Below are 26,197 nucleotides of genomic sequence, written 5' to 3'. Positions count from 1 at the left end.
TATTTCATACAGGTTAAAATTACAGAAATGAACACAAAGATTGTTGTATTGACCGGTGCCGGGGTGAGTGCCGAAAGTGGCATCAACACCTTCAGAGATGCTAACGGACTCTGGGAAGGGCACGACATCATGGAGGTGGCCTCTCCTCAAGGTTGGCACAACAATATGGAATTGGTATTGGATTTTTATAACAAACGCCGAAGGCAATTACTAGATGTAAAACCCAACAAAGCACACCTCGCTTTAGCCGATCTGGAAAAAGAATATGACCTAAGCATCATTACCCAAAACGTAGATGACCTGCACGAAAGAGCCGGAAGCAGTCGGGTAATTCATCTGCACGGGGAATTGCTAAAAGCCCGAAGCACTTTTGATGAAGATTTGGTTTATGATTGGAAAAACGATATCAAGATCGGAGACTTTTGCGAACACAACCACCAGTTAAGACCACACATTGTTTGGTTTGGTGAAGCTGTTCCTATGATTGAAATTGCTATTGAAGAAGTAAAAACCACCGATATCCTTATGGTTATCGGCACCTCTATGCAGGTATATCCCGCAGCGGGTCTGGTGGACTACAAAAAACCGAATGTTCCTGTTTATTTTATCGATCCCAAACCGAGCATTGACAAAAGCCACATCAGCGGACTCGAGATTATTGCTGAAAAAGCTTCCGTCGGTGTTCCCATAGCTATTGAAAAGCTCAAAACCTGAGTTCGATTATTCTCACTTTGTCAAAACGGTTTTATATAGTGAGATACGAACTTTTTTATGACACAATATCGGGATATTGCGGATTAAAAAAGTGAAGTAGATTGCTGTTTAAAACTGAATATTCTGTATTATAGCAATAAAAACACCCATTTACTGCGTTAAATTTTATCGCGATAGCTATGGCTATCCCTCAAAAATCTGCCTTGTAACTGAGTACTTTTATTGATTTTGACTTTGTGATAATAATCAAACTCAGGTTCAAAACATCACACTAAAACACAAGCAGTTGTAAAATAAAACTGCATTTTGGTTGACCCTTTTAAATGATAGGGTTAAATTTGCATCTTTATTAATATACCGACATGCAACTAACGCCATTAAACGCTGTTTCTCCCATAGACGGGAGATACCGAAGCAAGACTGAAAAACTAGCTGATTATTTCTCTGAAGAAGCACTGATAAAATATAGGGTTCGTGTAGAGATTGAATATTTTATAGCACTTTGCAATATCCCTTTACCACAGTTAAAAGGATTTGACACTTCGCTTTTCAGTGACCTGAAAACCATATACGAAAATTTCACTGCTATTGATGCAGCAGCAATCAAAGAAATTGAAAAAACTACCAACCACGATGTAAAAGCGGTTGAATATTTCATCAAGGATAAATTTGACGCCTTAGGTATTCAGGAATATAAAGAGTTTATCCATTTCGGACTCACCTCACAAGATATAAATAATACTGCCATCCCGCTCTCTATAAAAGAAGCTTTGGAAGGTGTTTATCTACCCTCTTACGAAGCCGTTGTCGATAAATTGAATGACCTCGCCAAAGAGTGGAGCGACGTTTCCATGTTGGCAAGAACCCATGGTCAACCGGCTTCCCCAACACGTTTAGGGAAAGAAATCGAGGTTTTTATCGTGCGTTTAAACGAACAGTTCAACGGATTGAAAAACATCCCGATCGCTGCTAAGTTTGGCGGAGCTACAGGAAATTACAATGCGCATAAAGTGGCCTATCCGGCTATCGATTGGAAAGCTTTTGGATCTTCTTTTGTGGAAGAAGCCTTACAATTACGCCACTCCTTCCCTACCACTCAAATCGAACATTACGACCATATGGCGTCTTTGTTTGATGCGCTAAAAAGAATCAACACCATCCTGATTGACTTCAACAGGGATATATGGACTTATATTTCTATGGACTATTTCAAACAAAAAATCAAAAAAGGAGAAGTAGGCTCTTCGGCTATGCCGCATAAAGTAAATCCGATTGATTTTGAAAATTCTGAAGGAAATTTAGGCATCGCCAATGCCATTTTTGAGCATTTATCGGGTAAGCTCCCAATTTCAAGATTGCAACGGGATTTAACAGATAGTACAGTGTTGAGAAATGTTGGCGTTCCGTTTGGACACACCCTGATCGCTTTTCAATCCACTTTAAAAGGATTGAACAAGCTCTTGTTGAATGCTGCCAAGTTTGAACAAGATCTAGAAAACAACTGGGCTGTAGTTGCAGAGGCCATCCAAACTATTTTAAGAAGAGAAGGCTATCCAAATCCGTATGAAGCTTTAAAAGGGCTTACACGTACCAACGAGAAGATCAATCAGCAATCTATTGCCGCTTTTATTGAAACCCTCGACGTTTCCGAAGACATTAAAAACGAACTAAAGGCGATTTCCCCTTCTAATTATACGGGGATTTAAACTGCTAAGCTAGATTTAAGAAAATCACGTCAGTTCGATTTTTTATGAAATGAAAATGGGATAAAAAATGTATAGAGAACAAGTGATTTTTATTCAAAAGCCTATTCTCGATACAATTTTTTCTTCGCAGAGCTACGAAAAAATCACTCGAATTGACGGCTTTTGATAAAGAAATCCTCTAACCCATTCAGAAAACAGGATTAAAGGATATTTTTATTTTACTGATATTATTTAATCAAACAATCCACCCAATTGTTTTTCTAATGTGCCACTTTTTACAGCTCCTTTTTGGGCAGCTTCTACAAGGGCCATCATATTTTCAGGCTTCATTTTGTTTCCCAGAACACGGATCAAGGCAAAACCTCTTTCGTCATCACTACCAAAGACAATTACCTCGTCGATGGAATCATCACCTCCCAAATATTTTACCACACCTTTGTGTTTTCCACTGTTGATAATCATCAGATCTTCATACTTTTCATCTTTCAATATCTCACGTACCGTATTTTTCTCCACCTCATACTCCGCTTTGTTTTCCTCGGTGATCTTAAACGCCAAAACGTTTAGTTTCTTTACAGATTCGTAAGCTTCTTTCTGTTTTTCATCCAAAGCCGATTTGGAAACATCCACAATACTCGATGGTATGTCCAAGGATATGAAATTCGGATTTTGGGAATTATCTACATAATATTCCTGTAGGCTCGGCTTGTTGTTGCACGACATGGCTACAACAGCCGCTACCGCAACACATATTAATAATTTTAAGTTTTTCATTTTTTAGTTGTTTTTATTGTTTTCCCTCTGCTTTTCCCAATTGGTCTCCTCCGGGAAGGTCCATGTTTTGGGTCAGTTTTGAAATCTTTCTCAAATCAATATTCCCGGTCAATAAAAGGAGTACAGTTTCCGGTTTTTTACCGTTGAATTCAACATTGTCGTAATTCAAATCGGTTACAAACATCAACAACTCCCTTACGTGATTTTCATCCTTTCCTTCTTTTACATAAAATTTCACATTGGATTCTCCGTCGCGAACGCGCATCAACTCTTCAAAATTAGAGCTTTGCAAATGATTGCTCACCCAACTGTCTATATCCTTAGTTATGTTTGCTTTTTCAGTGGTTATCACTTTAAAACTTGTAATATTTTCTACCAAATCAAACACTTCCTGAGCATCAGGATCGTTAGTACTCACGTTGATCTTACTCAACATTTGGAACATTTTGGGTTGTAAGGACACAAAGGTCACATTTTCGTCACTCTCATATTTATCAAAAATAGACTGACTGTAAGACATAAATGGCAATGCTGCCAAAGCGATTATTAAAAATATCTTTTTCATTTGTTAATTTTTTACTTGTTTTCAATAGGTGAAATGGAATGCCCAAACAAAATTTATATCAATTCAGTTTTACAATTTAACTTATGGCATTTCATTTTTTTTTAAATTTTATTCATTAATCAAAAATCTGTTGGTATTCTTTTCGAATTCCGCTAAATGGGCTGCACCCTGGGTTCCTTTGTTAAAATTATCGGTAAAAAGAGCTAGCGCCATACGGGCAGACTGCAACTCCTCTTGAGTATAGGTTTCTTCCAACGGGGAAACCTCTGCAGGTCTGTTTATATAAACACCAAAAATGATTGCGGCAACGGCGGCGACAGAAATCCACTTTAAATAATTCGTATTTCTTCTAGGTTTTAATGGAACGTCTCGCGTGCTTTTTTCCTTCTTGGCTACGGAAAAGTAGGCGAACATCGGTCTATATTGCTCCAAATGAGGCGCGACCTCACTTTGGGAAAAATAAACCCTCAGTTCGTTCTCTTCGGCTACTGTGGTGGTAGCCTCAAAGTACTTTTCCAATAATTTTTCTATGTTATTAACTGATGCCATAACTGTGTTTTTTCATTAACTGTTCCCTAACGGCTTTTCGGGCTCTCGATAAACTCACCCGAACAGCCGAGGGTTTCATGTTCAACATTTTTTCAATTTCATAATACTCATATTGTTCTATATCCCTTAACTGCAACACCATCCGTTGTTGTTCCGGCAAGGTATTCATTATTTTATTCATCCATTGCAGACTGTCGTCTACTTCTACTTGTTTCTGCAATGATACGCTTTCATCTTTATAATTGGTATGTACCAATTTTAAATTTCCGGCTTGTTTCGACTTCAACCTGTCCAGGCAATAATTTTTGGTCATGGTCATCGCAAATGCTTCCACATTCTTGTAATTGTCCATTTTCTTTTTGTTGGACCATAATTTTAGCAGCACTTCCTGGGTAGCATCTTCGGCCTCTTCCGTAGAGACCAACAAACGCTTTGCCAGCCGAAACAATTTATCCTTAAAAGGTATTACAATATGTAAAAATTCAGTCTGTTGCATTTCTTGGTTGATGGGAAAGCTTTATAAAGGCTTTCTATCTTCAAGACGAGCCGTCTTGGTTTTTGTTACAAAAAAATTTTATATTTAAATAAATGTAAGTATTATTACACCGACTTTAAAACGACTTGCTAAGTCAATTACCTTTAAGACATCAGGTTAACACGATTGAAGTGAACCTGAAAAACATTTTGGCACAAATATTGGGATGTATATAATCCTACATGATGTAGTGATTTTAAGGTAATAAAAACGAATAAAGCTATGCTTATGCATGCTTGATTTTTAATCGTAATCTAATTTGTATGATGTATTTAATAAAAAAATTAAAATGGGTGTTCTTACTCCTTCTTGTTTTCTCTTATAGTTGTAGTAAGGATGACGATAATCCAAACCCTAATCCTGAGGAAGAGGTAGTACTAGAAAACCCAATCAATGATTTTATATGGTCTTCCATGAACTATTGGTACTATTGGCAAGGCAGTGTCAATGATTTGGCAGACTCCAAAGATGACAATCAAGATGACTATTATACATATTTAAACGGTTTCGACACCCCGGAAGGGCTTTTTAGCAGTCTTAAACATGCTGACGATGATTTTTCATGGTATATTCCCGATGTCGAAGCACAATTAAACGAATTTCGTGGTATTTCAGAATCATACGGACTTAACATCAGTCTTCAACTTGTTCGCAAAGCAGAGGGCAGTAATGAAGTTGTTACCTTTGTTTCTTATGTAGTTCCCAATTCCCCGGCCAGTGATGCCGGTATACAACGAGGAGATATTGTTTATAAAGTGGATGGAACTGTATTGAACGACAATAATTATCTCATCCTGAACAATCTATTCACAGAAACTTCTATCACATTGGGCTTTGGTCATTATGAAAATGGTGACTTTGTCCCGGATGCTTCTGATATTGACCTGACCGCTGTCCAGCTTTCTGAAGACCCGGTACACCACACATCCATCATCGAAGAAAACGGAAAAAACATCGGGTATATGGTTTACAACAGCTTTACCAGTACCTATAACGGTGAACTCAATGATGCTTTTGGCACATTAGTAGATGCGGGTATTGATGAACTGATATTGGACCTGCGGTATAACGGTGGTGGATCTGTACTGACTTCAGCTTTTTTAGCTAGTATGATCGACGGTAGTCGTCCGGCTGAAAGTGAAAACAGTATTTTTGCCTTGTTATTGTACAACAACAAGCGCAACTCAGACAATGCACTCGCTTATCCATTTTTTGATCAGGTCTTCCTTTATGATAAATCTGATGGAAGCTATACGGGAAATTCTGTTGCCATGAACAGGCTTAACAGCTTAAACAGATTGTATGTCATCACTTCCGACCGTACCGCTTCCGCCAGCGAGATGATCATCAACGGACTCAGACCTTATATGGATGTTGTTCTCGTAGGTGATGTTACCACTGGAAAGAATGAAGGTTCGATTACTGTAGTCGATGCTCCGGCAGACAACGACAATGAAGCCTACACCAACCTGAACAATAGAAGTTCGGATCATACTGTTGGACTACAGCCTATTGTATTTCATATCTTTAACAGCCAAGAGGAAAGCAACTATGGCGATGGTTTCACTCCTGATGTTTCCATTCAAGAAGCAGCTTTTACAGCCAATATCCTACCTTTTGGGGATCCTAACGAGGCTTTACTAAGGGCAACATTGGATCATCTTGGAGGAGTAAGTGCAAAATCACAACAGCTAAAATCCAATTACCAGCTCATTTCAAAAGCTAAAGTCAAGGGCAAAAAGTTCAACAAAGAAATGTATGTCCTCCCCGGCGAGGAACAATTCCTCAATAAACAATAAAAACATTTTAAACCGCTCTGCTCCGAGCGGTTTTTTTGTATATTTTACCCTTGAAAACCCAAACTTATGACTATGAAGAAATTACTTTTTCTTTCGATAATCACCTTGGTCTGTTGCTATTCCTGTGATGATAGGGATGACAACATCTTTACCCCTAATGCAGAACTGGAAGTTCAGGATTTTATCTGGAAAGGAATGAACCTATACTATTTTTGGCAAGAAGATGTGCCCGATCTGGCCGATGACCGCTTCTCCTCGGATGAAGAATATGAAAACTACCTGAGTCAATATCCCGATCCGGCGGTTTTTTTCAACCACCTTTTGTTTACTGAAGACCGTTTCAGCTTTATCACAGATAATTATGAAGAACTCCAAAACTCACAGCAGGGAAATTCAAATTCTGCCGGAGTGGAATTCGGTTTAAGGCGTCGTTCCGAAGGCAGTAATGATATTTTTGGCTATGTGCGCTATATCATCCCAAACTCTGATGCTTCGACAAAAAACATTCAACGAGGCGATATTTTCGTTGGTGTGGACGGACAAAATCTAACGATAGGTAACTACCAAGAGCTATTATTTGGAGCCAACAACGATTATACCTTGAACATGGGTGAAATTACAACGGATAACAGTATTGTAGCCAACGGCGAATCGGTGGCGCTCACCAAAACCAGCCTAACGGAAAATCCTGTTTTTATCAACAAAACTTTTACTATAAACGGACAACAAATCGGTTATTTGATGTACAACAGGTTTACGGCCAATTTTGATGATGAATTGAACAACGCTTTTGCCCAATTTAAAACTGATGGTATTACTGATCTTATTTTGGATATGCGGTACAATCCCGGAGGATCTGTAAACTCTTCAGCCAATCTTGCCAGTATGGTCACCGGACAATTTTCGGGTGAGTTGTTTGTAAAACTGAGGTACAACAGTAAAATTTCAAATACACTCGATAGTGAGGATACGGATTATAACTTCAGGGAACAGCTTAGCGGAAGTGCAATCAATCACCTTAATTTGAATACCCTATATGTGATCACCACACAAAGCACGGCTTCTGCCAGTGAACTTATCATCAACGGACTGAACCCTTATATTGATATCATCCAAATTGGGGGTACCACCACCGGAAAAAACGAAGCCTCGGTAACTTTATACGATTCCCCTTCTTTTCGGTTTGACGACGATGGCTTGAATCCAAATCACACATGGGCCATTCAACCTTTGATCTCCAGAACAGAAAATTCAGAAGGCTTTTCAGACTACACTTCTGGATTGGTTCCTGACATTGCATTACCCGAAGATCTGACCAATATGGATATTCTGGGCGACGAAACTGAACCTCTACTAGCCAAAGCCATAGAAACCATAACCGGCACCGCTGCAAAATCACAAGCCCTGCAAAAACCCGCCCAAGCCTTCTACGGTTCCGAACTAGCAACCCCACTTGGAAATACCATGTATGTGGAACTGAAAGAGTAAGTGCCAAGTTCCAAAAAAAGTTGAATGGTTAATTGAGGGATTAAGGGACAGTTTATTTAAGGTTTAAGGTTCAAAGTTTAAAATTGAAGATTGAATTATTAAAATGGAGTATGATGTCATCCTGAGCTTGTTGAAGGATTGAGTTTTCAAGAATTGGCTCCTCCCTTCATCTGAAGGGAGGTGGATTATCCGCCTAAAGCGGATAAGACGGAGGGTTTGAAATCCCAAGCCATAGATAAACACAAAACATTTTCTGTTTAAGCCTTCATTTCACCTCATTCAGTAAAGCATTTCAGTGTTTCACCCTCTATTTTTACGTTATTTAATGAAATTTTTACGTTCCGACCCCAAAAACTCCCTAATCAGACCTAAAGAAAAAAGTTATATTTGAAAGGGATAGTGAAAGTATAGTATAATCAAACATGAGAAAGGTTAACAAACAAAAATTAAAATATTATTCCCTTTTCGTCGGAATTGGACTATTTATTATGGTAACAATAATTAGTGTTGTTAATCAGGAAATTATCGAAGACAACTTATATGATGAAGGTATTAAAACAAGTGCATTGGTACTTAATAGAGACAGTTATAGACGATTAAGCAGAACTGGATCGAGACTAAAATATTCACTAACACTCAAATACTCAGATTCAACAGGGAAATCTTATACTAAAAAACTCACTGTAAACAATAGAGAATATAACAACAAAATAGGGGACACCATTGAAATATTAATACACCCTAACAAGCCATCAGAAATCACTTTGCTGAATAAATCAAAATATTATGGCACCGAAGAAAGAGTTGTCACGCATAAGGATTTAAGGGATTTTTATAGTAATCAAAACAACGGGTATATCCTGAGTAAATTAAATAAGATAAGTGCAGAATGGTATACAAAAGAAAATGACTCTTCATGTTTTTTAAATAAAGCTAGAAGAAGTTTTATTCGATTAACCAAAGATTCTATCACTTACTATGGGCAAGTCAAATATGAAAGAGAAATTAAAAAGCAAATCCAAAGATTAAACCTGAGTGAATATGGGAAATTTAACCCTGGATATTTTACTGATATTCCCTTTGGAGAAATATCTGAACCCAAGGTCCATATTGATGTTACCATGACATACGCTAAGTACATTGATGGAAACAAACAATATACCATATACAATCAAATAGATTATTCTAATAGAGCTTGGACAATTTTATCAATGAAAACAACTACGGATAAGCACTAAAAATAAAGACATGCACGAAACACTTGAAGCCACACTTTGGGGGCTTATCGCCGGTTCAGCACTTTTAATAGGTGCCTTGGGCGGTTATTACCTCAAACTTGGTCAACAATGGATTTCGGGCATAATGGCTTTGCTGCGGGCACCACCGCTTTGGCTGCCGGAGCCGTACTCACAATGATTGTGGACACGATGATTCCGGAGGCTTTCCAAAAAACAAGAAAAGCTACCGGACTTATCTCAGTATGCGGCTTTTTGTGTGCTTTCTATTTAAGTAAAAGTTTGGGATAAATAGATAATGGGTTTCTAGGCAATGATTCCTGAATCTTGCTACCGTACCCCTTTAACGGTCACTCAATAACAATTCTCACATCAAAACTTTACGCCTTACTGTATTTAGCCCGATAATCCACTGGAGGAAGCCCGGTAATCCTGCTAAATACTTCCCGAAAGGCCTTACTGTCACTATAACCTACATCATACATAACTTCGTTAACGTTTAACCTGGTGTTTTCAAAGGTCTTTTTTGCTACTTCAACCTTTACACGTTGTAGATATTCTAATGGTGTAAACTCTGTAGCTTTTTTAAACCTTCGATCAAAATTTCTCCTCCCTACATTCAGTTTTTTTGCCAAAGTTTCAATTGATATCTTTTCTTGGTAGTTTTCCTCCAGGAATTCCTGAGCTTCCTGCACTACTTCATCATCGTGTTTTTTATGGCCGTTGAAAATTGAGAATTCAGATTGCAGGTTCCTGGCTACGTCTATTTGAAACACCTTTGAACAAAAAATGGCAGTTTCTCTGTCATAGTACTTTTCTACTAAATAAATCATCAGGTTAAGAAAAGAGTATGCCCCACCGTTTGTATAGATACCATTTTCATCAGTTATCAATTGGTCGGTTTGAAGCTTGACCTCAGGAAACATTTTCCGGAAATTTTCCGCCGCGGCCCAGTGAGTAGAACAGCTTTTCCCATCAAGCACACCACTGGCAGCCAGTAAAAAGGCACCTGTACAGATACTGGCAATTTCAGTACCGGTTTTGTAATGTTTGTAAATCCACCTTATCAAAGCTTCATTACCGGCAATGGCACTCTCATAATTATGATTTAGTGAAGGAATGACGATCAGATCTGTTTTGTCTATATCCCCTATGCTTTTTTGCGTATTTACTGTGAATAGGCCATGATAATAATCCACTTTGTCATTAGTGCCCACAAGTTCTATATCAAAAACCTTCTCCCTACCGGCCTGCTCAAAATAAGCATTGGCCCTATTGAATATTTTAAACGGCCCCACGACACTACTCAGATTGTTCTGTCCCTGTGGTACAAGTATGGTAAGATGTTTCATTATTGGAAGTTTCAGCAAAAATAAAGAAATGATTTGTCTAAATCAACCTTTTAATTTGTCTAATTTACCCTCATAAAAGTATAATACAGACATATATATTTGTAAACAAGAAGTTCAACACAAAAAGATTATAGTATGAAAACACAGTATGTAACCGGGGATAAAAAAGTAAGAACAAAAGATTTTTCTTACGGTTTTACCACACCGAAATCTCCTGAGGAAATCTTCAATTTACTCTTGGTCATCGATAAGTGGTGGTCAGGACTTTTTGAAGAGACCATTATTGGCGAGAGCCAGAAGATCAATGATGAATTTTCATTTAGCGCGGGTGGCGGAGCTCACTATTCAAAGCACAGGCTAACTGAGCTTGTTCCAAATCAAAAAATAGTATGGGAGGTTATTGAGTCCAAGCTCTCGTTTCTCACCAAAACCGATGAATGGGTAAATACAAAATTGCGGTTTGACATTACCCAAGAAAGTGATATGACCAAGATAAGCTTTACCCACGAGGGACTTATACCCAAGTTTGAATGCTACGGGAATTGCTCAGGAGCTTGGACACAGTATATGGAAAACCTTGAAAAGAAACTGAATTAAAACTTTTAATATGAGACTTTTAATCCTGTTGGTAATATTTCCATTGCCAATCACAAGCAACATGAATTCAATAACAATTAGTAAGTATAAATCAATAAATCACACAATTATGAGTAAACAAGATTACAGCACTACCATTTTGGTAGATCAAAGTCCAAAAGAAGTGTACAACGCCATCAATAACGTTCGCGGATGGTGGTCTGAAGAAATTGAAGGCCCTACAGACGAATTGAACAAAGAATGGTTCTACCATTACAAGGATATGCATCTCTGCAAAATGAAAGTCGTGGAAATGATTCCCAACAAAAAAGTAGTTTGGAAGGTCATAGACAACAGTTTCGACTTCATCGAAGACAAGGAAGAATGGGTTGGAAACCGAATTATTTTTGATATTTCAAAAGAGGGCGATAAGACCAGGTTGACTTTTACCCAAGAGGGGCTAACGGCTCTCTATGAGTGTTTTGAAGTGTGTAGGGATGGATGGAACAATTATATAAACAACAGTCTTTACAAATTGATTACCACAGGTAAAGGAGAGCCCAACCCTAAAGAAGGCGAAGGTTTTAACAAAGAACTTGCTGATAAGTGGAAATTGAATTAAATAGAATAATAACAACCATCAATATATAAATTCAATAGCGGTTCAGGTGCAAACTTGAACCGTTTTTTGTCCATAATAACTTGCATGAAAAAAGTCCAGAAGATTGATTGATACGTTAAAAACGATCCTAAAAACAACCTTCTGAACTTTATACAAATTACAAATTCAGCCTAAAACCAATCCGTGCATTTCTGCCACGAGTGGTATAGCCTAAAACTTCTGTGTATTCTTCGTTAAAGATGTTATCCACATTCAAAAAGACATTGAGGTTGTCACAAAGTCTGTGGTTCACCGTAAAATTCAACAGTGAAAAACTTTCCAATTCCACATTTTCAAAAGTACTGAAATCGGTATCCAGACGCTTTCCGGTGTATTGATAATCCACCCCAAAGTTTGTTTTATCCTGTATTTGATAACGCACCCCGGCGTTTATTTTATGCTTCGGAATACGCAAGGTCACCTTATCCTTGTTTTCCGTAAAGGTATAATTGGCATTGACTGAAAGTGCCTCAAACGGATTTGCCAACACCTCTACTTCTACTCCATTTACAGTAAATGCTTCTTCCACATTGGTATACATACTTTCAAAAGTCTCCGGGTCTATAACTGTATAATCAATAAAGTTTTCTTCATCTCTATTGAAATAAACCGCACTGATCCTGAAATTTTGTTTATTGTATTCGACACCACCTTCAATTGTCCTGTTTTCTTCAGGTTTTAAATCCGGATTGGCTCCAAAAGGCCCAAATAATTGGGATAGACTTGGCGCAATGTAGGATGTGCTATACGACCCCAAAAATTTCAAATAATCTTTTTCAAACTTTAAAGTGTACGACGGGTTGAAATTATACGTAAAATGACTTCCGTACTCACTGTGATTATTCATCCGTGCACCGGCATTTATATTCAATCCGAATTCAGACACCCAAACCATATTAGCATAAGGGTCTGTAATATTAAAATCGGTTTCCGCGCCTAAAGTAGCTTCATTTTTTATGTAATTGATTCCGATAATGGTGTAAAACTGATCACTAAAGTTGTATTTATTGAACAGATCTGCCACCAAACTATTGGCTTTATAGGCTATTGGAAAGTCTGAAAAAATCTCCCTGTCCACGGTATTGTATGCCGCATTCAAAGAAACGCTTCCATTTTTATAAGTGTATTTAGGAACAACAGCCACTCTTAGTTGTTCACTTACCGAACGATAATCATCATCCTGCAAAGGAAAGGAATTGTCAAAATCCGCTTTATATTTGTCATGATATCCCAACACCTTTAATGAAAAATGTTCAGAGAATTCATATCCCAGATTAATGTTGGTATTAATTCTGTTGAACGGATCGCTTTCATCGCCTTCAACTGCTGAAAGTCCGTCGGTAAATTGATTTCCAAATCCGGCAAGATAGGTGAATTTTCCCAAGGTTCCGTTGACCGACGCACGGTTTGAAAATTCAGCAAGTTTATAATCATCTTCTTCAGCCGATTGATTGGTTCCAAAACTGCTTTCAAAAACACCCGATATCTTGTCTTTTCCGGCCGCTTTTGTTTTGATATTGATCACAGCAGTAGCTGCGGCATTTCCGTAAAGTGTACTTGCTGCACCTTTTACAATCTCAATGGATTCAATTTGGGAAAGATCGACCAAACGCAAATCATAATCCCCGGCGATTTGTGAGGGGTCGCTCACCTGAATCCCATCAATAAGGACAAGCACTTGCCTGTTATTTCCCCCACGGACAAAATAAGAAAGGTTTTGCCCGGCATTACTTCGGCTTCCGTTAATTTCGATTCCACTTTTGGAATTGATAATTTCTGCCAACGATCGTCCTTGGTTTCGTTTTAATTCTTCTTCAGAAATATTGATAACCGTTTTACCCGAATTTTCCCGCTTTAGCTGAAATCGGGAATCGGACACTACAACAGCATCCAATGGAATACTTTCATCTTGTTCTGTGCTGTTGTTTTCTTGAGCAATCCCTAATGTGCATATACACCCGATTGCACAAATAGAAATAAATCTTTTGTTCATTTATGAAGTTTTAAAAAGGGAAAAAAGTATGAGTGTACCCATACGCAAACCTTTATCCCGAAAGTTTGACATTATTTTTGAATTCAGGCAGGTCTCCTGGCTTGCGTCTTGATGTTACCTTCCCGTCCGCTCATGACGAACAGTGGTTAAAAGAAGTGCATCAAGCATCCGCCGACGGCGGACTAAGCACACAGTTGCGGGAACAGCTACGGAATTACACCGTATTCCCTTTTCATCCAAATCTGCCAATAACAGATTTGAAAACCTTAAATTCGGCGTAAAAGTAAACATTTGGTTAAGACCAACCAAGAAAGGACAACTTAACTTCACAACGTAAAAAATACTTCGACACAAGCATCGGAGCATTTAAAATCTCACTTAGTGAGTAAAATTTGGTATTTTTGGAGTATGAGAACATTACAAGACATAAAAAACAAATTGAGTAGTCACAAAAGTAGATTGTTTAAAGACTACCCAATCAAATCATTGGCGATATTTGGTTCCTATTCACGCAGTGAACAAGAGAATTCCAGTGATTTGGATATTCTCGTGGAGTTTTCAGATAGAATCGGTATAAGGTTTATTGATTTAGCTGAAGAGTTGGAAAAAATTGTCGGATTCAAAGTCGATTTGGTTTCCAAAAAAGGAATCAAAGAGAAATATTTAAATTCAATCAACTCAGATTTAATATATGTCTAAGCGGGACACCATACTACTGTTAGATAATATGCTACAATCTGCATTAAAGATAAAACGATATACACAGGGACTTAGTTTTGATGATTTTTTATCCGATGAAAAAACGATTGACGCAGTTATCCGAAATTTTGAAATCATAGGGGAAGCTGCCAACAGAATTGACGCCGATTTCAGGGAGAAAAATCCAAAAATTGAATGGAATAGGATTCGAGGGTTTCGAAATAGAATTGTCCATGAATATTTTGGAATCGACCACGAAATCGTTTGGAGCATTATAGAAACATATTTAGACACGCTTATCAACTGGTTAAATATTGCCAATAATCAAAATGAAGAAGATGAAAATGGCTAGCACCAAGGATGCCCCCCATGAAGGGCTCCTTCATTGTTGCGCTCTCTATACCCTCTTTATTCATTAGGGTTAATTTTATTCCGAAAAAATATATCACACGTGAAAAAACTCATATTCTTATCCGTAATACTTCTTCTGGCTTGTAAAAAAGAAACCGGGGGAAAAAATACTGATGTAAAGGAAAATCAAACTGAAAAAGAAGTAAAAGCAACTTTGGTTCCTGTAACATATGCACAGGGTTTTTCGATCAGCAAACAAGGGAAAATAACAGTCATCAAAGTGAATTCTCCATGGGATAATGCTGATAAGACCTATGAATATGCTTTGATCAACAAGAAAGACATGAAAACCATAAGGATCGACGCCTCAAACTACGATGCAATCATCCCCACCCCGGTCGAAAGGTTTGTAGCCACTTCTACCACCCACATCCCCGCTGTGGAATCTTTAGGGATTGAAGATAAATTGGTTGGTTTTCCGGGTACGGATTATATTTCTTCAAAAAGTGTGAGAAAAGATGTGGAAAATGGTAATATACAAGAGCTCGGCTTGAATGAATCTGTCAATACGGAAGTGCTCATCGATCTTAAACCTGACTTAGTGATGGGATTCAGTATTGAGGCCGAAAACAAAACCTACAACACTATAGAACACGCCGGAATCCCTGTTGTGTATAACGGGGATTGGGTAGAGGACCATCCCTTGGGGAAAGCAGAATGGATCAAATTTTTTGGTGTTTTTTTCGATAAAGAAAAAGAAGCTGATTCTATTTTTAATGAGATTGTCACTTCCTACAACGCCGCCAAAGCATTGGCACAAGAAGCCGAAAATCGACCTACGGTTCTAAGCGGTTCTATGTTTGAAGATATTTGGTATGTCCCCACCGGGGAAAGTTGGGCTGCCCATTTCCTGAAAGATGCAGGTGCCGACTATTTATGGAAAGATACTTCTGGTAGTGGAAGTATCTCCCTCAACTTTGAAAGTGTTTTGGAAAAAGGCCAAAATGCCGAGTTTTGGATCGGTCCAGGACAGTATACTTCTTACAAGCAATTGAAAGAAACGAATCCGCATTACACCCGCTTTGATGCTTATAAAAACAAGAAAATTTATACTTACAGTCTTTCCACTGGGGCTACCGGAGGCTTATTGTATTATGAACTGGCTCCCAACCGCCCCGATATCGTATTAAAAGATATTATTCATATTTTGCATCCGGAAATACTGCCGACCTATGAGCCTGTCTTTTTTAAGCCTTTAAATCCTTGAAATCATTAAAAACATATCGTTTAGCATTCATTATCATCAGTGTTTTGCTGTTGTTTTGCTTTCTGCTGAACATCAGTTTGGGGTCGGTTTCCATCCCCATGAAAGAAATTATTCATACAGTCTTAGGGCAAGAAGTTGAAAAAGAATCCTGGAACTATATCATACTCCACTATCGAATTCCGAAGGCCATCACTGCAATTTTAACGGGTTGTAGCCTGTCTATAAGTGGATTACTCATGCAAACCCTTTTCAGAAATCCGCTTGCCGGACCTTTTGTTTTGGGAATCAGTTCCGGAGCCAGTCTGGGAGTTGCATTGTTTATCATGGGAGGTTCACTTCTCACGGGAGTTGCCGCTTCATTGATCGTTGGACAACTTTCCATAGCTATTGCAGCGACCTTAGGGAGTTTTGTTGTTTTATTGGCTATCGTTATCGTTGCTTCCAAGGTAAGGGACACTATGGCATTGCTCATTATCGGACTCATGTTTGGTAGCATTACGGCTGCAGTTGTGAGTGTGCTCTCTTATTTTACGAACAAAGAGAAATTACAACAATATATTTTCTGGTCTTTTGGGAACTTGGGGAATCTGAGTTGGGACCAGATCATATTACTCACTACTCTAGTCCTCGTCGGATTGATTCTGGCCGTTATCTCCATCAAATCGCTTAATTCCTTGCTCTTGGGTGAAAATTATGCGAGAAGTTTGGGTACCCACATCCAAAAATCCCGGTATTTAATTATTGTGGCTACCAGTATTTTGGCAGGAAGTGTGACTGCCTATGTCGGTCCTATTGCATTTATAGGATTGGCAGTACCTCATTTAACAAGGCAAATTTTCAATACCCCCAACCATCATGTCTTGGTTCCAGCCACAGCTATTTACGGAGGTATTTTGATGCTCATATGCGACACCATTGCCCAATTACCTGGCAGTGAACATTCACTACCCATCAATGCCATCACTTCCATTGTTGGAGCCCCTGTCGTGATTTGGCTTTTAGTAAGGAAACGAAAAATGGTATTCTAAAAATTTAAGTTATCAGTACAGATAAAAAACATACCGTATTAAAAGTTGAGGATTTAAGCATTGGCTACAAATCCAAGAAAAATGCTATTACTGTAGCCGAAAAGATTAGTTTTCAAATAGAAAAAGGAGAACTTGTGGCCATTGTCGGTGCCAACGGTATTGGGAAATCCACCTTGCTTCGTACGCTTGCCAATATACAACCATCACTTTCGGGGGGCATCACCCTTAATAAAAAACCGATCCAAACTTACAGTCCGCTGACATTAGCTACGGAAATCAGTGTGGTTTTAACTGAACATATCCCTGCAAAAAACCTGAATGTAGCTGAAGTTATTGCACTAGGTAGACAACCCTACACCAATTGGGTTGGAAAACTATCTGAAACCGATCAAGAAAAAGTAAGGGAGGTTATTGACCTAATGGACCTCGACTCCATGAAACATAAAAAATGTTTTGAGCTCAGCGACGGACAGTTACAAAAGGTGATGATCGCGAGAGCACTGGCACAAGACACTTCGCTGGTTATCCTGGACGAGCCCACTACACATTTGGATATCTATCACAAGGTTTCTGTGTTAAAACTGCTAAAGAAAATTGCGCATCAGACCCAAAAAGCGGTGCTTTTTTCAACACACGAAATAGATCTCGCCATACAATTGGCTGATAAAATATTGATCCTCCATCCGCAGGGTTCTGTCTTGGACAGTCCGGAAAACCTTATTAAAAATGACCGTTTTCAACACCTTTTCCCCAAAGGATTTGTGGAATTCGACACCCTTTCAGGTAGTTTTAAGGTCAAAAAAGACGATTAAGTCCAAAATCGAACAACAAGAATTGTTTTTGATCTAAACAAAAAATCAGTACGATTCTTTTATCTTTACAATTCGTTTAAGATTTAACCTTTCAACTCAATCAGGATAATGACCGACAATCTTCTTCTTATACTCATTGCTTTTGTTTGTGCCATTGCCGGGGTTTTCCTCGGAATTTACATTCAGCGATTAAAACACGGCTCTGTAAAAAGTACTGCTGAAGAACGTGAAAAACAACTGCAAAACACCATTACTTCATTAAAGGAAGAAGTGGAAAAAGAAGGCGTTCAGAAAGAAGAAATCAGAGAACAAAAAGAAGCTCTGGCGATACAACTTTCCCGAAAAGAAGTCGATTTTGACAACCTGCTTCAAAAAAACAAAGAGCAAAAAGAGGAAGTAGAAAAGCTTCAGGAAAAGTTCACAAAAGACTTCCAAATTCTCGCCAACAGGATTTTAGAGGAAAAATCAGAAAAATTTACCCTTCAGAATAAGGAAAACATCAAAAACATCCTAGATCCACTCCAGGAAAAGATACAGCATTTTGAAAAACGGGTAGAAAACTCTAACAAAGAGAGTATCAACCGTCATTCAGCACTTCAGGAACAACTTAAAAACCTCAAAGAACTAAACCAACAGATCACCAAAGAAGCGTCCAACCTTACCAAAGCCCTAAAAGGTGACACCAAAATGCAAGGGAATTGGGGCGAATTGGTCTTGGAACGAGTACTTGAAAAATCAGGTTTGGAGAAAGACAGCGAATATACCGTTCAAAACAGTTTTACCACAGACGACGGGAAACGCGTGCTCCCCGATGTAATTATTCACTTGCCGGACAACAAAAAAATGATTGTCGATTCAAAAGTATCATTGATCGCATACGAGCGCTATGTCAATGAAGAGGATGAAAACCTAAAACCGGCACTGCTGAAAGAGCATGTCAATTCGATAAAAAAACACGTAGATCAGCTTAGCGCAAAAAATTATCACGAACTCTATCAAATTGAAAGTCCGGATTTCGTTTTGTTGTTCATTCCACTTGAACCGGCTTTTGCCATGGCATTGCAACAAGAGCCTCAACTCTACAACACCGCTTTTGAAAAGAACATCGTTATCGTTACGCCTTCTACCCTATTGGCCACTTTGCGCACTATTGACAGCATGTGGCAAAACGATAAACAACATAAAAATGCGCTAGATATTGCCGTTCAAGCCGGAAGGTTGTACGATCAGTTTAAGAACCTGTTGGATGACTTCGAAAAAGTGGGAAAACAACTGCAAACCGTACAAAACACCTATACCTCATCCATGACCAAACTCACCGGAAGAGGGAATTTGCTCGGTAGGGTTGAAAAGCTCAAAAAGCTTGGAGCCAAAGCCAGTAAACAAATTGACCAAAAATGGCTCGATCGATCCTCTGACGAAGATATAGAAGAATAAATACTATTAAAAATTTGCACTAACCAACATGTCAAAAACAAAAGACACCAAAACAATATTTAAACCTGCATCGGCTTCGCGAGTTGAAATTTCAGAACTGATGCTTCCCTCCCATTCCAATTTCAGTGGGAAAATCCACGGAGGTTATATCTTATCCCTTTTAGACCAGATTGCATTTGCTTGTGCATCCAAGCATTCCGGTTCCTATTGCGTGACCGCTTCGGTTGACACGGTCGATTTCCTCAAGCCCATTGAAATTGGTGAACTAGTCACCATGAAAGCTTCCATCAACTTTGTCGGAAACACCTCTATGGTTGTTGGTATTCGTGTTGAAGCAGAAAACATCCAGAACGGAGCCGTAAAACATTGTAATTCCTCTTATATCACCATGGTCGCCAAAGATGACAAAGGTAAAAGCGTAAAAGTTCCCGGACTCGTATTGGAATCAAAAAACGATCTGAAACGTTTCTTTAAAAGTATCAAACGCATGGAATTGAAAAAAGAACGTCAAAAATATTCCAGTCAGCTAGACTACACAGTCGATCAAGTGATCCATGAATTGGAAGGTTATAATGTAAAGATTGATTTATAAATCGTTTATTTAAACGATATTTTATTATATCGTGTTTTAAGACGATATTTGCATATATCATACATTTATACGATATTTGAAAAATGACAAGTGTAATAACAGGAGATATTATCAAATCCAGAAATGTGGACAACCCTAACAAATGGCTTGTTCCTTTAAAAGGTTTATTAAAAAAAATAACCCCTACACAAAAGGCATGGGAAATTTTCAGGGGTGATAGCTTTCAGGTGGAAATCCCAGATCCGCGAGAAGCTTTTTTAGCAGCTGTCAGGATTAAATCCGTTATAAAATCAGTAAACGGACTGGATGTACGCATATCTATTGGTGTAGGAAAAAAGAGATACCGGTCTTTTAACATCTCTGAATCTACCGGAGAGGCTTTTATTTTTTCAGGAGAACAATTTGAACTCCTAAAGAAAGAAAAAATAAACCTGGCCATCAAAACCAAAAACCTTAAACTCAATGAAGAGCTCAACTTGTATTTCAGACTGATGTTGATTGCGATGGACAATTGGACGACCAATGCTGCTGAAATTGTAAACTTAAACATTGCAAACCCTGATTTTTCACAAAAAGAATTGGGAGAATTGATAGGAATCAAGCAAAATTCTGTCAGCGAACGACAGAAAAGGGCTTTTTTGGAAGATATATTCAGATTAGACAAGATGTACCGAAACAAAATAGAAATCCTTTAAAAACATTAACGACCTATGGAGCTATTCTTAAGACTTTTACTGGCACACCTACTGGGTGACTTTGTTTTTCAATCCAAAAAATGGGTAGCGGAAAAAGAAACTAAAAAACTAAAATCCCCTAAACTATACCTTCACGTATTACTCCACACCATTTTAGCCTTTCTTTTTGTTTGGGATTTGAATTTATGGTATGTTCCGTTGATCATCGGAGCTTCACATTTGATAATCGATGCAGCAAAACTCATCATCCAAACCGATAAAACCCGTAGGATTCTCTTTTTTTCAGATCAGCTATTGCATATCGCGGTCATTTTTCTGATATGTTTTTTCAACGGTAATCTTGATTTATCATTTCAAGCGGATAAAAACACATTATTACTCATTACAGCCATTATTTTTCTCACCGAGCCCACTTCTATTTTCATTAAAACGCTTATTTCCGTTTACACCCCAAAAACCGAAATGGACAAAGGGGATTCCCTGGAAAATGCCGGAAAATATATCGGGATGCTCGAAAGGCTTTTGGTATTCGCTTTTATCATCACCGAACATTGGGAAGGTGTGGGATTTTTAATTGCCGCCAAATCTATTTTCAGATTTAGTGACCTCACCGAAGCCAAAGACCGAAAACTCACCGAGTATATTTTGATAGGAACACTTCTCAGCTTCGGGATTGCTATTGTGTGTTCGCTTTTGTTCCTCCACTACAGCTTTCAATAATCCGCGGTTGTAGCCTTTTCAATATGGACATCATCAAGTCCATTACTGTCCCTGATTGTAATCTCTTCTGATTTACGAAGTTGTAATATCGGTGCTTTTTCCGCTTTTTGGGCTTCGATATTTAGCAATTCAGCTCCTCTAACATCATCAAGAATGATCGCAGTTCTCGTTTCTTCCCCCAGAAAATGAATGTTGATGTTGCTCATCTCAATATTCTTTACATGCCTGACAAAAAACCCATAAGCAGGCATTACCCCAAATTTTGCGGGTTCAGGATAGGAATCTATATATTCCGGAACTACTTTTTGAATCTGGGTTTTAGCAGAATCCAAAGGTTTATACCAAATATTAATATCCCGCAAACTCACATCTTCAATATCATGACCGGGAATACCACTAATGATGCTCGAAAAATGAGAATCTGCATTATAAACATTGACATTACTAATCTGAACCCTTCGTAAATGCCCCACCGGAGTATCTTCCGGCCCTCGCATACGCGCTCCTAACCGCAAAAAGAAAGGAGAGTTGGTAATATCCCGCATGCATATATTGATAATGGTGACATCTTCCAAATGTCCGCCATCAACAGTTTCAAGGGCAAGTCCCCGTGAACGATCGAAAACACAATTGGAAATGGTGATATTCTTAAACCCTCCGTTGGATTCCGTTCCGAGTTTTATTCTTCCCGTAGGCGCTTCTTGGTCCGGCACCAAATGACCTTCATTTTTTCGAAATGTCCCATCAACAAGCGAACCCACATCATAACCCGAAACCTGACAATTGGTTATGATCACATTTTCGGTAAGTCTGGCATAGCCCAATGCATAAGAGCTTTTCAACACAATCGCATCATCGTTGGGGGAATTGACCGTACAATTGGATATCCGCACATTTTTACAGCAGTCTATATCCATCCCGTCACGGTTTGTATCTATTTTCAGGTTGTCGATGGTTAAATTGTCCACCCCGGTTGCAAGAATCCCAAAATGACCGCCTTTAACAATCGTAAAATCCTTTAGGATCACGTTTTTACACAATTTTAATGCAATCGCTTTATTGGCTCCACCATCCCACATATAAGGTCCGGCCGGGATGCCTTTAGCCTCCCAGTTTTCTGATCGGTAAAAACCACGGCTCAGTCCCTCTCCAAGAATTATCCCTGGTCCTACGATGGAAACATCAGTAAGGTTTTCTCCCCAAATCAGGCTATTTCTCCAATAACTATGTCCGTAATCCTGATATTTATTCCCTGCGCCTTTCCCTGGTTCGTCATAACGTCCTCCTGCAGAAGCATCTGCTGCCAACAACACACTCCCCTGGTCGAGATAGAGCCGAATATTGCTTTTCAAGCGAATGGAATAACTCAAAAATGTCCCCGCAGGAAAGAAAACCGTTCCTCCCCCAGCTTCAGATGCAGCTTCAATCGCTTTGTTAATAGCTTCAGTCGCCAATGTTTTCCCATCGCCAACAGCTCCGTATTCCCTAATATCAAAACAACCTGGAGGCTGAGCCGTAATCGGACTAACACTCATCAGGAAAACAATTCCCAAAAAAACTTTTAGTAGTTTCAATTTCATCATTTATATAGCATAATTCTAGTATATCAATTTAAAAAAGACCTGTGTTCCTTTCAAATGTAAGTGTTTTTATAATTTCACACTATCCTGTGCTATACTGAGTTTTTCTGAAAAGCGTTTTTCCGAAAACAAAACCCACAAAAAAAGCTGCCGAATATCAAATCCAACAGCTTTTTATATGGTATACACTTTGTAAGTTTTATTTACTCAAGTACATTTTTCTTCGGTGGTACAGTTCGTAAAACTGATCGTCTTTCAAACTGTCGATAAACAGGATGCTTTCCCCTGTACTCTTCATTTCAGGTCCCAAGTTTTTATTCACATTCGGGAATTTATTGAAAGAGAACACCGGTTGTTTAATAGCATATCCTTCTAATTTCGGTTTAAAATCAAAGTCCTTGATCTTTTTCTCGCCCAACATCACTTTGGTAGCATAGTTCACATAGGGCTCCTTATATGCTTTTGCAATAAAAGGAACGGTTCGTGAAGCTCTCGGGTTAGCCTCGATGATATATACCTTATCATCTTTTATGGCAAATTGAATGTTGATCAATCCTACCGTATTCAATGCCAAAGCAATCTTTTCTGTATGATCTTTTATCTGCTGAAGTACCAAATCCCCTAAATTGAAGGCCGGTAAAGTTGCATTTGAATCCCCTGAGTGGATTCCGCAGGGCTCAATATGCTCCATGATTCCGATGATATAAATATCTTCGCCATCGCAAATCGCATCAGCTTCCGCCTCAATAGCTCCGTCGAGATAGTGGTCCAGCAGCAATTTGTTGTTTGGTATCTTCCTTAACAAATCAACCACATGCTCCTCCAGTTCTTTTTTATTGATAACAATCTTCATTCCTTGTCCTCCCAACACATAAGAAGGCCTTACGAGGATAGGGAAATCAAGTTCGTCTGCCAAGGCAAGTGCCTCATCAGCAGTTTCAGCCACTCCAAATTCAGGATAAGGAATATTGTTTTCCTGTAACAGTTTTGAGAAACTACCTCTGTCTTCAGCTAAATCCAAGGATTCAAAGCTTGTCCCTATGATCTTGATTCCGTATTTATCGAGTTTTTCGGCCAGTTTCAATGCCGTTTGCCCACCGAGCTGAACAATAACCCCTTCCGGTTTTTCATGGCGGATAATATCGTAGATGTGTTCCCAGAAAACAGGTTCGAAATACAGCTTGTCTGCCGTATCAAAATCCGTAGAAACCGTTTCCGGGTTACAGTTGATCATAATGGTTTCGTAGCCACACTCAGCAGAAGCCAGCACCCCATGCACACAACAATAATCAAACTCGATTCCTTGTCCGATCCTGTTCGGTCCCGAACCAAGGACTACAATCTTTTTCTTATCGGTGACCACACTTTCGTTATCAGAGAATTGTCTTCCGTCGGCCGTTTCAACAACATCTTCAAAAGTGGAATAATAATACGGTGTTTCTGCTTTAAATTCTGCCGCACAAGTATCAACTAACTTATAAATTCGGTTGATTCCCAGCTCTTCCCTTTTGTTATAGACTTCACTCTCCCAACATTCCAACATATGGGCGATTTGCCTGTCGGCAAAGCCTTTTTGTTTAGCCTCAAGAAGCATCCTTTTTGGCAAAGTTTCTATAGTATGTGTAGAAATTTCCTTTTCGAGATAGTGCAATTCTTCATATTGTTTCAAGAACCACATATCAATCTTTGTGATTTCATGGATTCTACTCAACGGGATTCCCATTTGAATAGCGTCGTAAATCACAAAAACGCGATCCCAACTCGGATTTGTCAATTTCTCGATAATGACATCATAATCTTTATACCCTTTTCCGTCGGCTCCAAGTCCGTTTCGCTTTATCTCCAGCGATTGTGCAGCTTTGTGAAGCGCTTCCTGGAAAGAACGTCCGATTCCCATCACCTCTCCAACACTCTTCATCTGCAAACCTAGGGTGCGGTCTGAACCTTCAAATTTATCGAAGTTCCATCTTGGTATTTTCACGATCACATAGTCCAAAGTAGGCTCAAACAAGGCCGAAGTTGATTTTGTGATCTGGTTTTCCAATTCGTCTAAGGTATAACCAATGGCCAATTTACTCGCGATTTTAGCAATAGGGTAACCTGTTGCTTTTGAAGCCAATGCCGAAGACCTCGAAACACGAGGATTGATCTCAATGGCAATAATATCCTCCTTTTCGTCCGGACTCACAGCAAACTGTACGTTACAACCTCCGGCAAAATCCCCGATACTGCGCATCATTTTGATAGCCATATCCCTCATTCTCTGGAAAGTCCTATCAGATAAGGTCATAGCCGGAGCAACTGTGATCGAGTCTCCGGTATGGATTCCCATCGGGTCCATGTTTTCAATGGTACAGATGATAACTACATTATCATTATCGTCTCGAAGCAGCTCCAATTCATATTCCTTCCACCCCATCAAGGCTTTGTCGATCATCACCTCGTGAATAGGAGAAACCTCCAAGCCCCTGCTCAACATCTCGTCAAAATCTTTAGGATCATACACTATTGATGCTCCTGCTCCTCCCAATGTATAGGAAGCCCTGATCACCAAAGGAAAACCAAACTCTTGTGCTATTTCTTTTCCTTGCAGGAAAGAAGTAGCCGTAGCCTGTGGCGCCATGGGCACATCAATTTTTTCCATCAACTCACGAAACTTCTCCCTGTCTTCTGTAATGTTTATAGCATCAATATCAACCCCTATGATCTCCACTCCAAAATCTTCCCATATTCCTTTTTCATCAGCCTCAATACACAAGTTCAAGGCTGTTTGCCCTCCCATAGTAGGCAAAACAGCATCAATATTCTTATGTTTTTCAAGAATTTCTATCAGTGATTTAGTGGTAAGTGGTTTTAAATATACATGATCGGACATGGAAGGGTCTGTCATGATCGTTGCCGGATTACTATTGATCAGCACAGTTTCAATTCCATCCTCTCTCAATGATCGAAGCGATTGTGATCCTGAATAATCAAACTCACATGCTTGCCCGATTATAATAGGTCCCGAACCTATTATAAGTATACATTTAAGGTCTTTTCTTTTTGGCATTTTTTAATAAAGTGTTG

The 26,197-nt window shown here is 38.9% G+C and carries 25 protein-coding genes and 1 riboswitch; of the genes, 17 read left to right on the top strand and 8 right to left on the bottom strand.

The genetic code is table 11. From position 1 onward, the window contains the following. Window positions 1–27 precede the first annotated feature (27 nt). Together OOZ15_RS01160 and purB are read left to right on the top strand one after the other, a co-directional pair. Window positions 28–714, top strand: a complete 687-nt coding sequence (locus tag OOZ15_RS01160) for an SIR2 family NAD-dependent protein deacylase (protein ID WP_265953873.1) — start codon at window positions 28–30, stop codon at window positions 712–714. 362 nt (window positions 715–1,076) lie between these two features. Continuing rightward, the gene (gene purB, locus OOZ15_RS01155) at window positions 1,077–2,420 is read left to right on the top strand and encodes an adenylosuccinate lyase (RefSeq protein WP_265953872.1); all 1,344 of its coding nucleotides are present in this window, start codon (window positions 1,077–1,079) and stop codon (window positions 2,418–2,420) included. 231 nt (window positions 2,421–2,651) lie between these two features. Here purB and OOZ15_RS01150 read toward each other — a convergent pair whose 3' ends face one another. The 4 genes from OOZ15_RS01150 to OOZ15_RS01135 form a co-directional block, all read right to left on the bottom strand. Next, complete coding sequence (locus tag OOZ15_RS01150; protein WP_265953871.1) at window positions 2,652–3,194, bottom strand: DUF4252 domain-containing protein; 543 nt, start codon at window positions 3,192–3,194, stop codon at window positions 2,652–2,654. A gap of 13 nt (window positions 3,195–3,207) precedes the next feature. Continuing rightward, window positions 3,208–3,759, bottom strand: a complete 552-nt coding sequence (locus OOZ15_RS01145) for a DUF4252 domain-containing protein (RefSeq protein WP_265953869.1) — start codon at window positions 3,757–3,759, stop codon at window positions 3,208–3,210. A gap of 108 nt (window positions 3,760–3,867) precedes the next feature. After that, entirely contained in the window at window positions 3,868–4,308 is a 441-nt protein-coding gene (locus OOZ15_RS01140) for a hypothetical protein (RefSeq protein WP_265953868.1), read from the bottom strand. After that, window positions 4,295–4,804: an RNA polymerase sigma factor gene (locus OOZ15_RS01135; RefSeq protein WP_265953866.1), complete on the bottom strand. Its 510-nt coding sequence runs from the start codon at window positions 4,802–4,804 to the stop codon at window positions 4,295–4,297. Before OOZ15_RS01135 ends, OOZ15_RS01140 begins: the two co-directional genes overlap by 14 nt. A gap of 302 nt (window positions 4,805–5,106) precedes the next feature. Here OOZ15_RS01135 and OOZ15_RS01130 point away from each other — a divergent pair, with 302 nt between their 5' ends. The 4 genes from OOZ15_RS01130 to OOZ15_RS01115 all read left to right on the top strand — a co-directional run bounded on the left by OOZ15_RS01130 (window position 5,107) and on the right by OOZ15_RS01115 (window position 9,656). Continuing rightward, on the top strand, window positions 5,107–6,642 hold the full coding sequence (locus OOZ15_RS01130) for a S41 family peptidase (protein ID WP_265953864.1): 1,536 nt from the start codon (window positions 5,107–5,109) through the stop codon (window positions 6,640–6,642). A gap of 72 nt (window positions 6,643–6,714) precedes the next feature. Then, on the top strand, window positions 6,715–8,130 hold the full coding sequence (locus OOZ15_RS01125; protein ID WP_265953862.1) for a S41 family peptidase: 1,416 nt from the start codon (window positions 6,715–6,717) through the stop codon (window positions 8,128–8,130). A 422-nt stretch (window positions 8,131–8,552) separates the two neighbouring features. Continuing rightward, window positions 8,553–9,368 (top strand): hypothetical protein, encoded by an 816-nt coding sequence (locus OOZ15_RS01120; protein WP_265953860.1) that lies wholly within the window; start codon window positions 8,553–8,555, stop codon window positions 9,366–9,368. Between the two features lie 108 nt (window positions 9,369–9,476). Next, the gene (locus OOZ15_RS01115) at window positions 9,477–9,656 is read left to right on the top strand and encodes a hypothetical protein (protein WP_265953858.1); all 180 of its coding nucleotides are present in this window, start codon (window positions 9,477–9,479) and stop codon (window positions 9,654–9,656) included. 89 nt (window positions 9,657–9,745) lie between these two features. Here OOZ15_RS01115 and OOZ15_RS01110 read toward each other — a convergent pair whose 3' ends face one another. Continuing rightward, window positions 9,746–10,717 carry a GlxA family transcriptional regulator gene (locus OOZ15_RS01110; RefSeq protein WP_265953857.1) on the bottom strand — a complete coding sequence of 324 codons (972 nt, stop codon included), beginning with the start codon at window positions 10,715–10,717 and terminating at the stop codon, window positions 9,746–9,748. Between the two features lie 135 nt (window positions 10,718–10,852). Between OOZ15_RS01110 and OOZ15_RS01105 the strand changes: the two genes are divergently transcribed. Both OOZ15_RS01105 and OOZ15_RS01100 read left to right on the top strand, forming a co-directional pair. Further along, window positions 10,853–11,314 (top strand): SRPBCC family protein, encoded by a 462-nt coding sequence (locus OOZ15_RS01105; protein ID WP_265953856.1) that lies wholly within the window; start codon window positions 10,853–10,855, stop codon window positions 11,312–11,314. A 109-nt stretch (window positions 11,315–11,423) separates the two neighbouring features. Then, window positions 11,424–11,915 (top strand): SRPBCC family protein, encoded by a 492-nt coding sequence (locus OOZ15_RS01100; RefSeq protein ID WP_265953854.1) that lies wholly within the window; start codon window positions 11,424–11,426, stop codon window positions 11,913–11,915. Between the two features lie 157 nt (window positions 11,916–12,072). Here OOZ15_RS01100 and OOZ15_RS01095 read toward each other — a convergent pair whose 3' ends face one another. Next, a complete protein-coding gene (locus OOZ15_RS01095; protein ID WP_265953852.1) occupies window positions 12,073–13,947 on the bottom strand; it encodes a TonB-dependent receptor plug domain-containing protein in 1,875 nt (624 codons plus the stop codon). 70 nt (window positions 13,948–14,017) lie between these two features. Further along, a riboswitch (cobalamin riboswitch) is annotated at window positions 14,018–14,231 on the bottom strand. A 97-nt stretch (window positions 14,232–14,328) separates the two neighbouring features. On the opposite strand from OOZ15_RS01095, the gene OOZ15_RS01090 reads away from it, so the two are divergent. The 9 genes from OOZ15_RS01090 to OOZ15_RS01050 all read left to right on the top strand — a co-directional run bounded on the left by OOZ15_RS01090 (window position 14,329) and on the right by OOZ15_RS01050 (window position 21,548). Beyond that, on the top strand, window positions 14,329–14,646 hold the full coding sequence (locus tag OOZ15_RS01090; RefSeq protein ID WP_265953850.1) for a nucleotidyltransferase family protein: 318 nt from the start codon (window positions 14,329–14,331) through the stop codon (window positions 14,644–14,646). After that, window positions 14,639–14,998, top strand: a complete 360-nt coding sequence (locus OOZ15_RS01085; protein ID WP_265953848.1) for a HepT-like ribonuclease domain-containing protein — start codon at window positions 14,639–14,641, stop codon at window positions 14,996–14,998. Before OOZ15_RS01090 ends, OOZ15_RS01085 begins: the two co-directional genes overlap by 8 nt. Window positions 14,999–15,097: 99 nt before the next feature. After that, window positions 15,098–16,264, top strand: a complete 1,167-nt coding sequence (locus tag OOZ15_RS01080; RefSeq protein ID WP_265953846.1) for an ABC transporter substrate-binding protein — start codon at window positions 15,098–15,100, stop codon at window positions 16,262–16,264. Beyond that, window positions 16,261–17,292: a FecCD family ABC transporter permease gene (locus OOZ15_RS01075; RefSeq protein WP_265953845.1), complete on the top strand. Its 1,032-nt coding sequence runs from the start codon at window positions 16,261–16,263 to the stop codon at window positions 17,290–17,292. The genes OOZ15_RS01080 and OOZ15_RS01075 overlap by 4 nt, the downstream gene beginning before the upstream one ends. An 11-nt stretch (window positions 17,293–17,303) precedes the next feature. Then, entirely contained in the window at window positions 17,304–18,104 is an 801-nt protein-coding gene (locus OOZ15_RS01070; RefSeq protein ID WP_265954077.1) for an ABC transporter ATP-binding protein, read from the top strand. Between the two features lie 108 nt (window positions 18,105–18,212). Continuing rightward, window positions 18,213–19,541 carry a DNA recombination protein RmuC gene (locus OOZ15_RS01065; protein ID WP_265953843.1) on the top strand — a complete coding sequence of 443 codons (1,329 nt, stop codon included), beginning with the start codon at window positions 18,213–18,215 and terminating at the stop codon, window positions 19,539–19,541. A 28-nt stretch (window positions 19,542–19,569) separates the two neighbouring features. Beyond that, window positions 19,570–20,133, top strand: coding sequence for an acyl-CoA thioesterase (locus OOZ15_RS01060; RefSeq protein ID WP_265953842.1), 564 nt, complete (start codon window positions 19,570–19,572; stop codon window positions 20,131–20,133). Between the two features lie 83 nt (window positions 20,134–20,216). After that, entirely contained in the window at window positions 20,217–20,828 is a 612-nt protein-coding gene (locus tag OOZ15_RS01055; protein ID WP_265953840.1) for a transcriptional regulator, read from the top strand. Between the two features lie 15 nt (window positions 20,829–20,843). Beyond that, complete coding sequence (locus tag OOZ15_RS01050; RefSeq protein WP_265953838.1) at window positions 20,844–21,548, top strand: DUF3307 domain-containing protein; 705 nt, start codon at window positions 20,844–20,846, stop codon at window positions 21,546–21,548. Here OOZ15_RS01050 and OOZ15_RS01045 read toward each other — a convergent pair. Both OOZ15_RS01045 and carB read right to left on the bottom strand, forming a co-directional pair. After that, the gene (locus tag OOZ15_RS01045) at window positions 21,542–23,122 is read right to left on the bottom strand and encodes a rhamnogalacturonidase (protein ID WP_265953836.1); all 1,581 of its coding nucleotides are present in this window, start codon (window positions 23,120–23,122) and stop codon (window positions 21,542–21,544) included. The two genes, OOZ15_RS01050 and OOZ15_RS01045, sit on opposite strands and share 7 nt — an antisense overlap. Window positions 23,123–23,327: 205 nt before the next feature. Further along, the gene (carB, locus tag OOZ15_RS01040; RefSeq protein ID WP_265953834.1) at window positions 23,328–26,180 is read right to left on the bottom strand and encodes a carbamoyl-phosphate synthase large subunit; all 2,853 of its coding nucleotides are present in this window, start codon (window positions 26,178–26,180) and stop codon (window positions 23,328–23,330) included. Window positions 26,181–26,197: the final 17 nt, after the last annotated feature.

This window comes from Galbibacter kalidii, assembly GCF_026241135.1.
Classification (GTDB): domain Bacteria; phylum Bacteroidota; class Bacteroidia; order Flavobacteriales; family Flavobacteriaceae; genus Galbibacter.
Note: the sequence above shows the minus strand (reverse complement) of the source record. Positions and strands in the feature narration are given on the sequence as shown.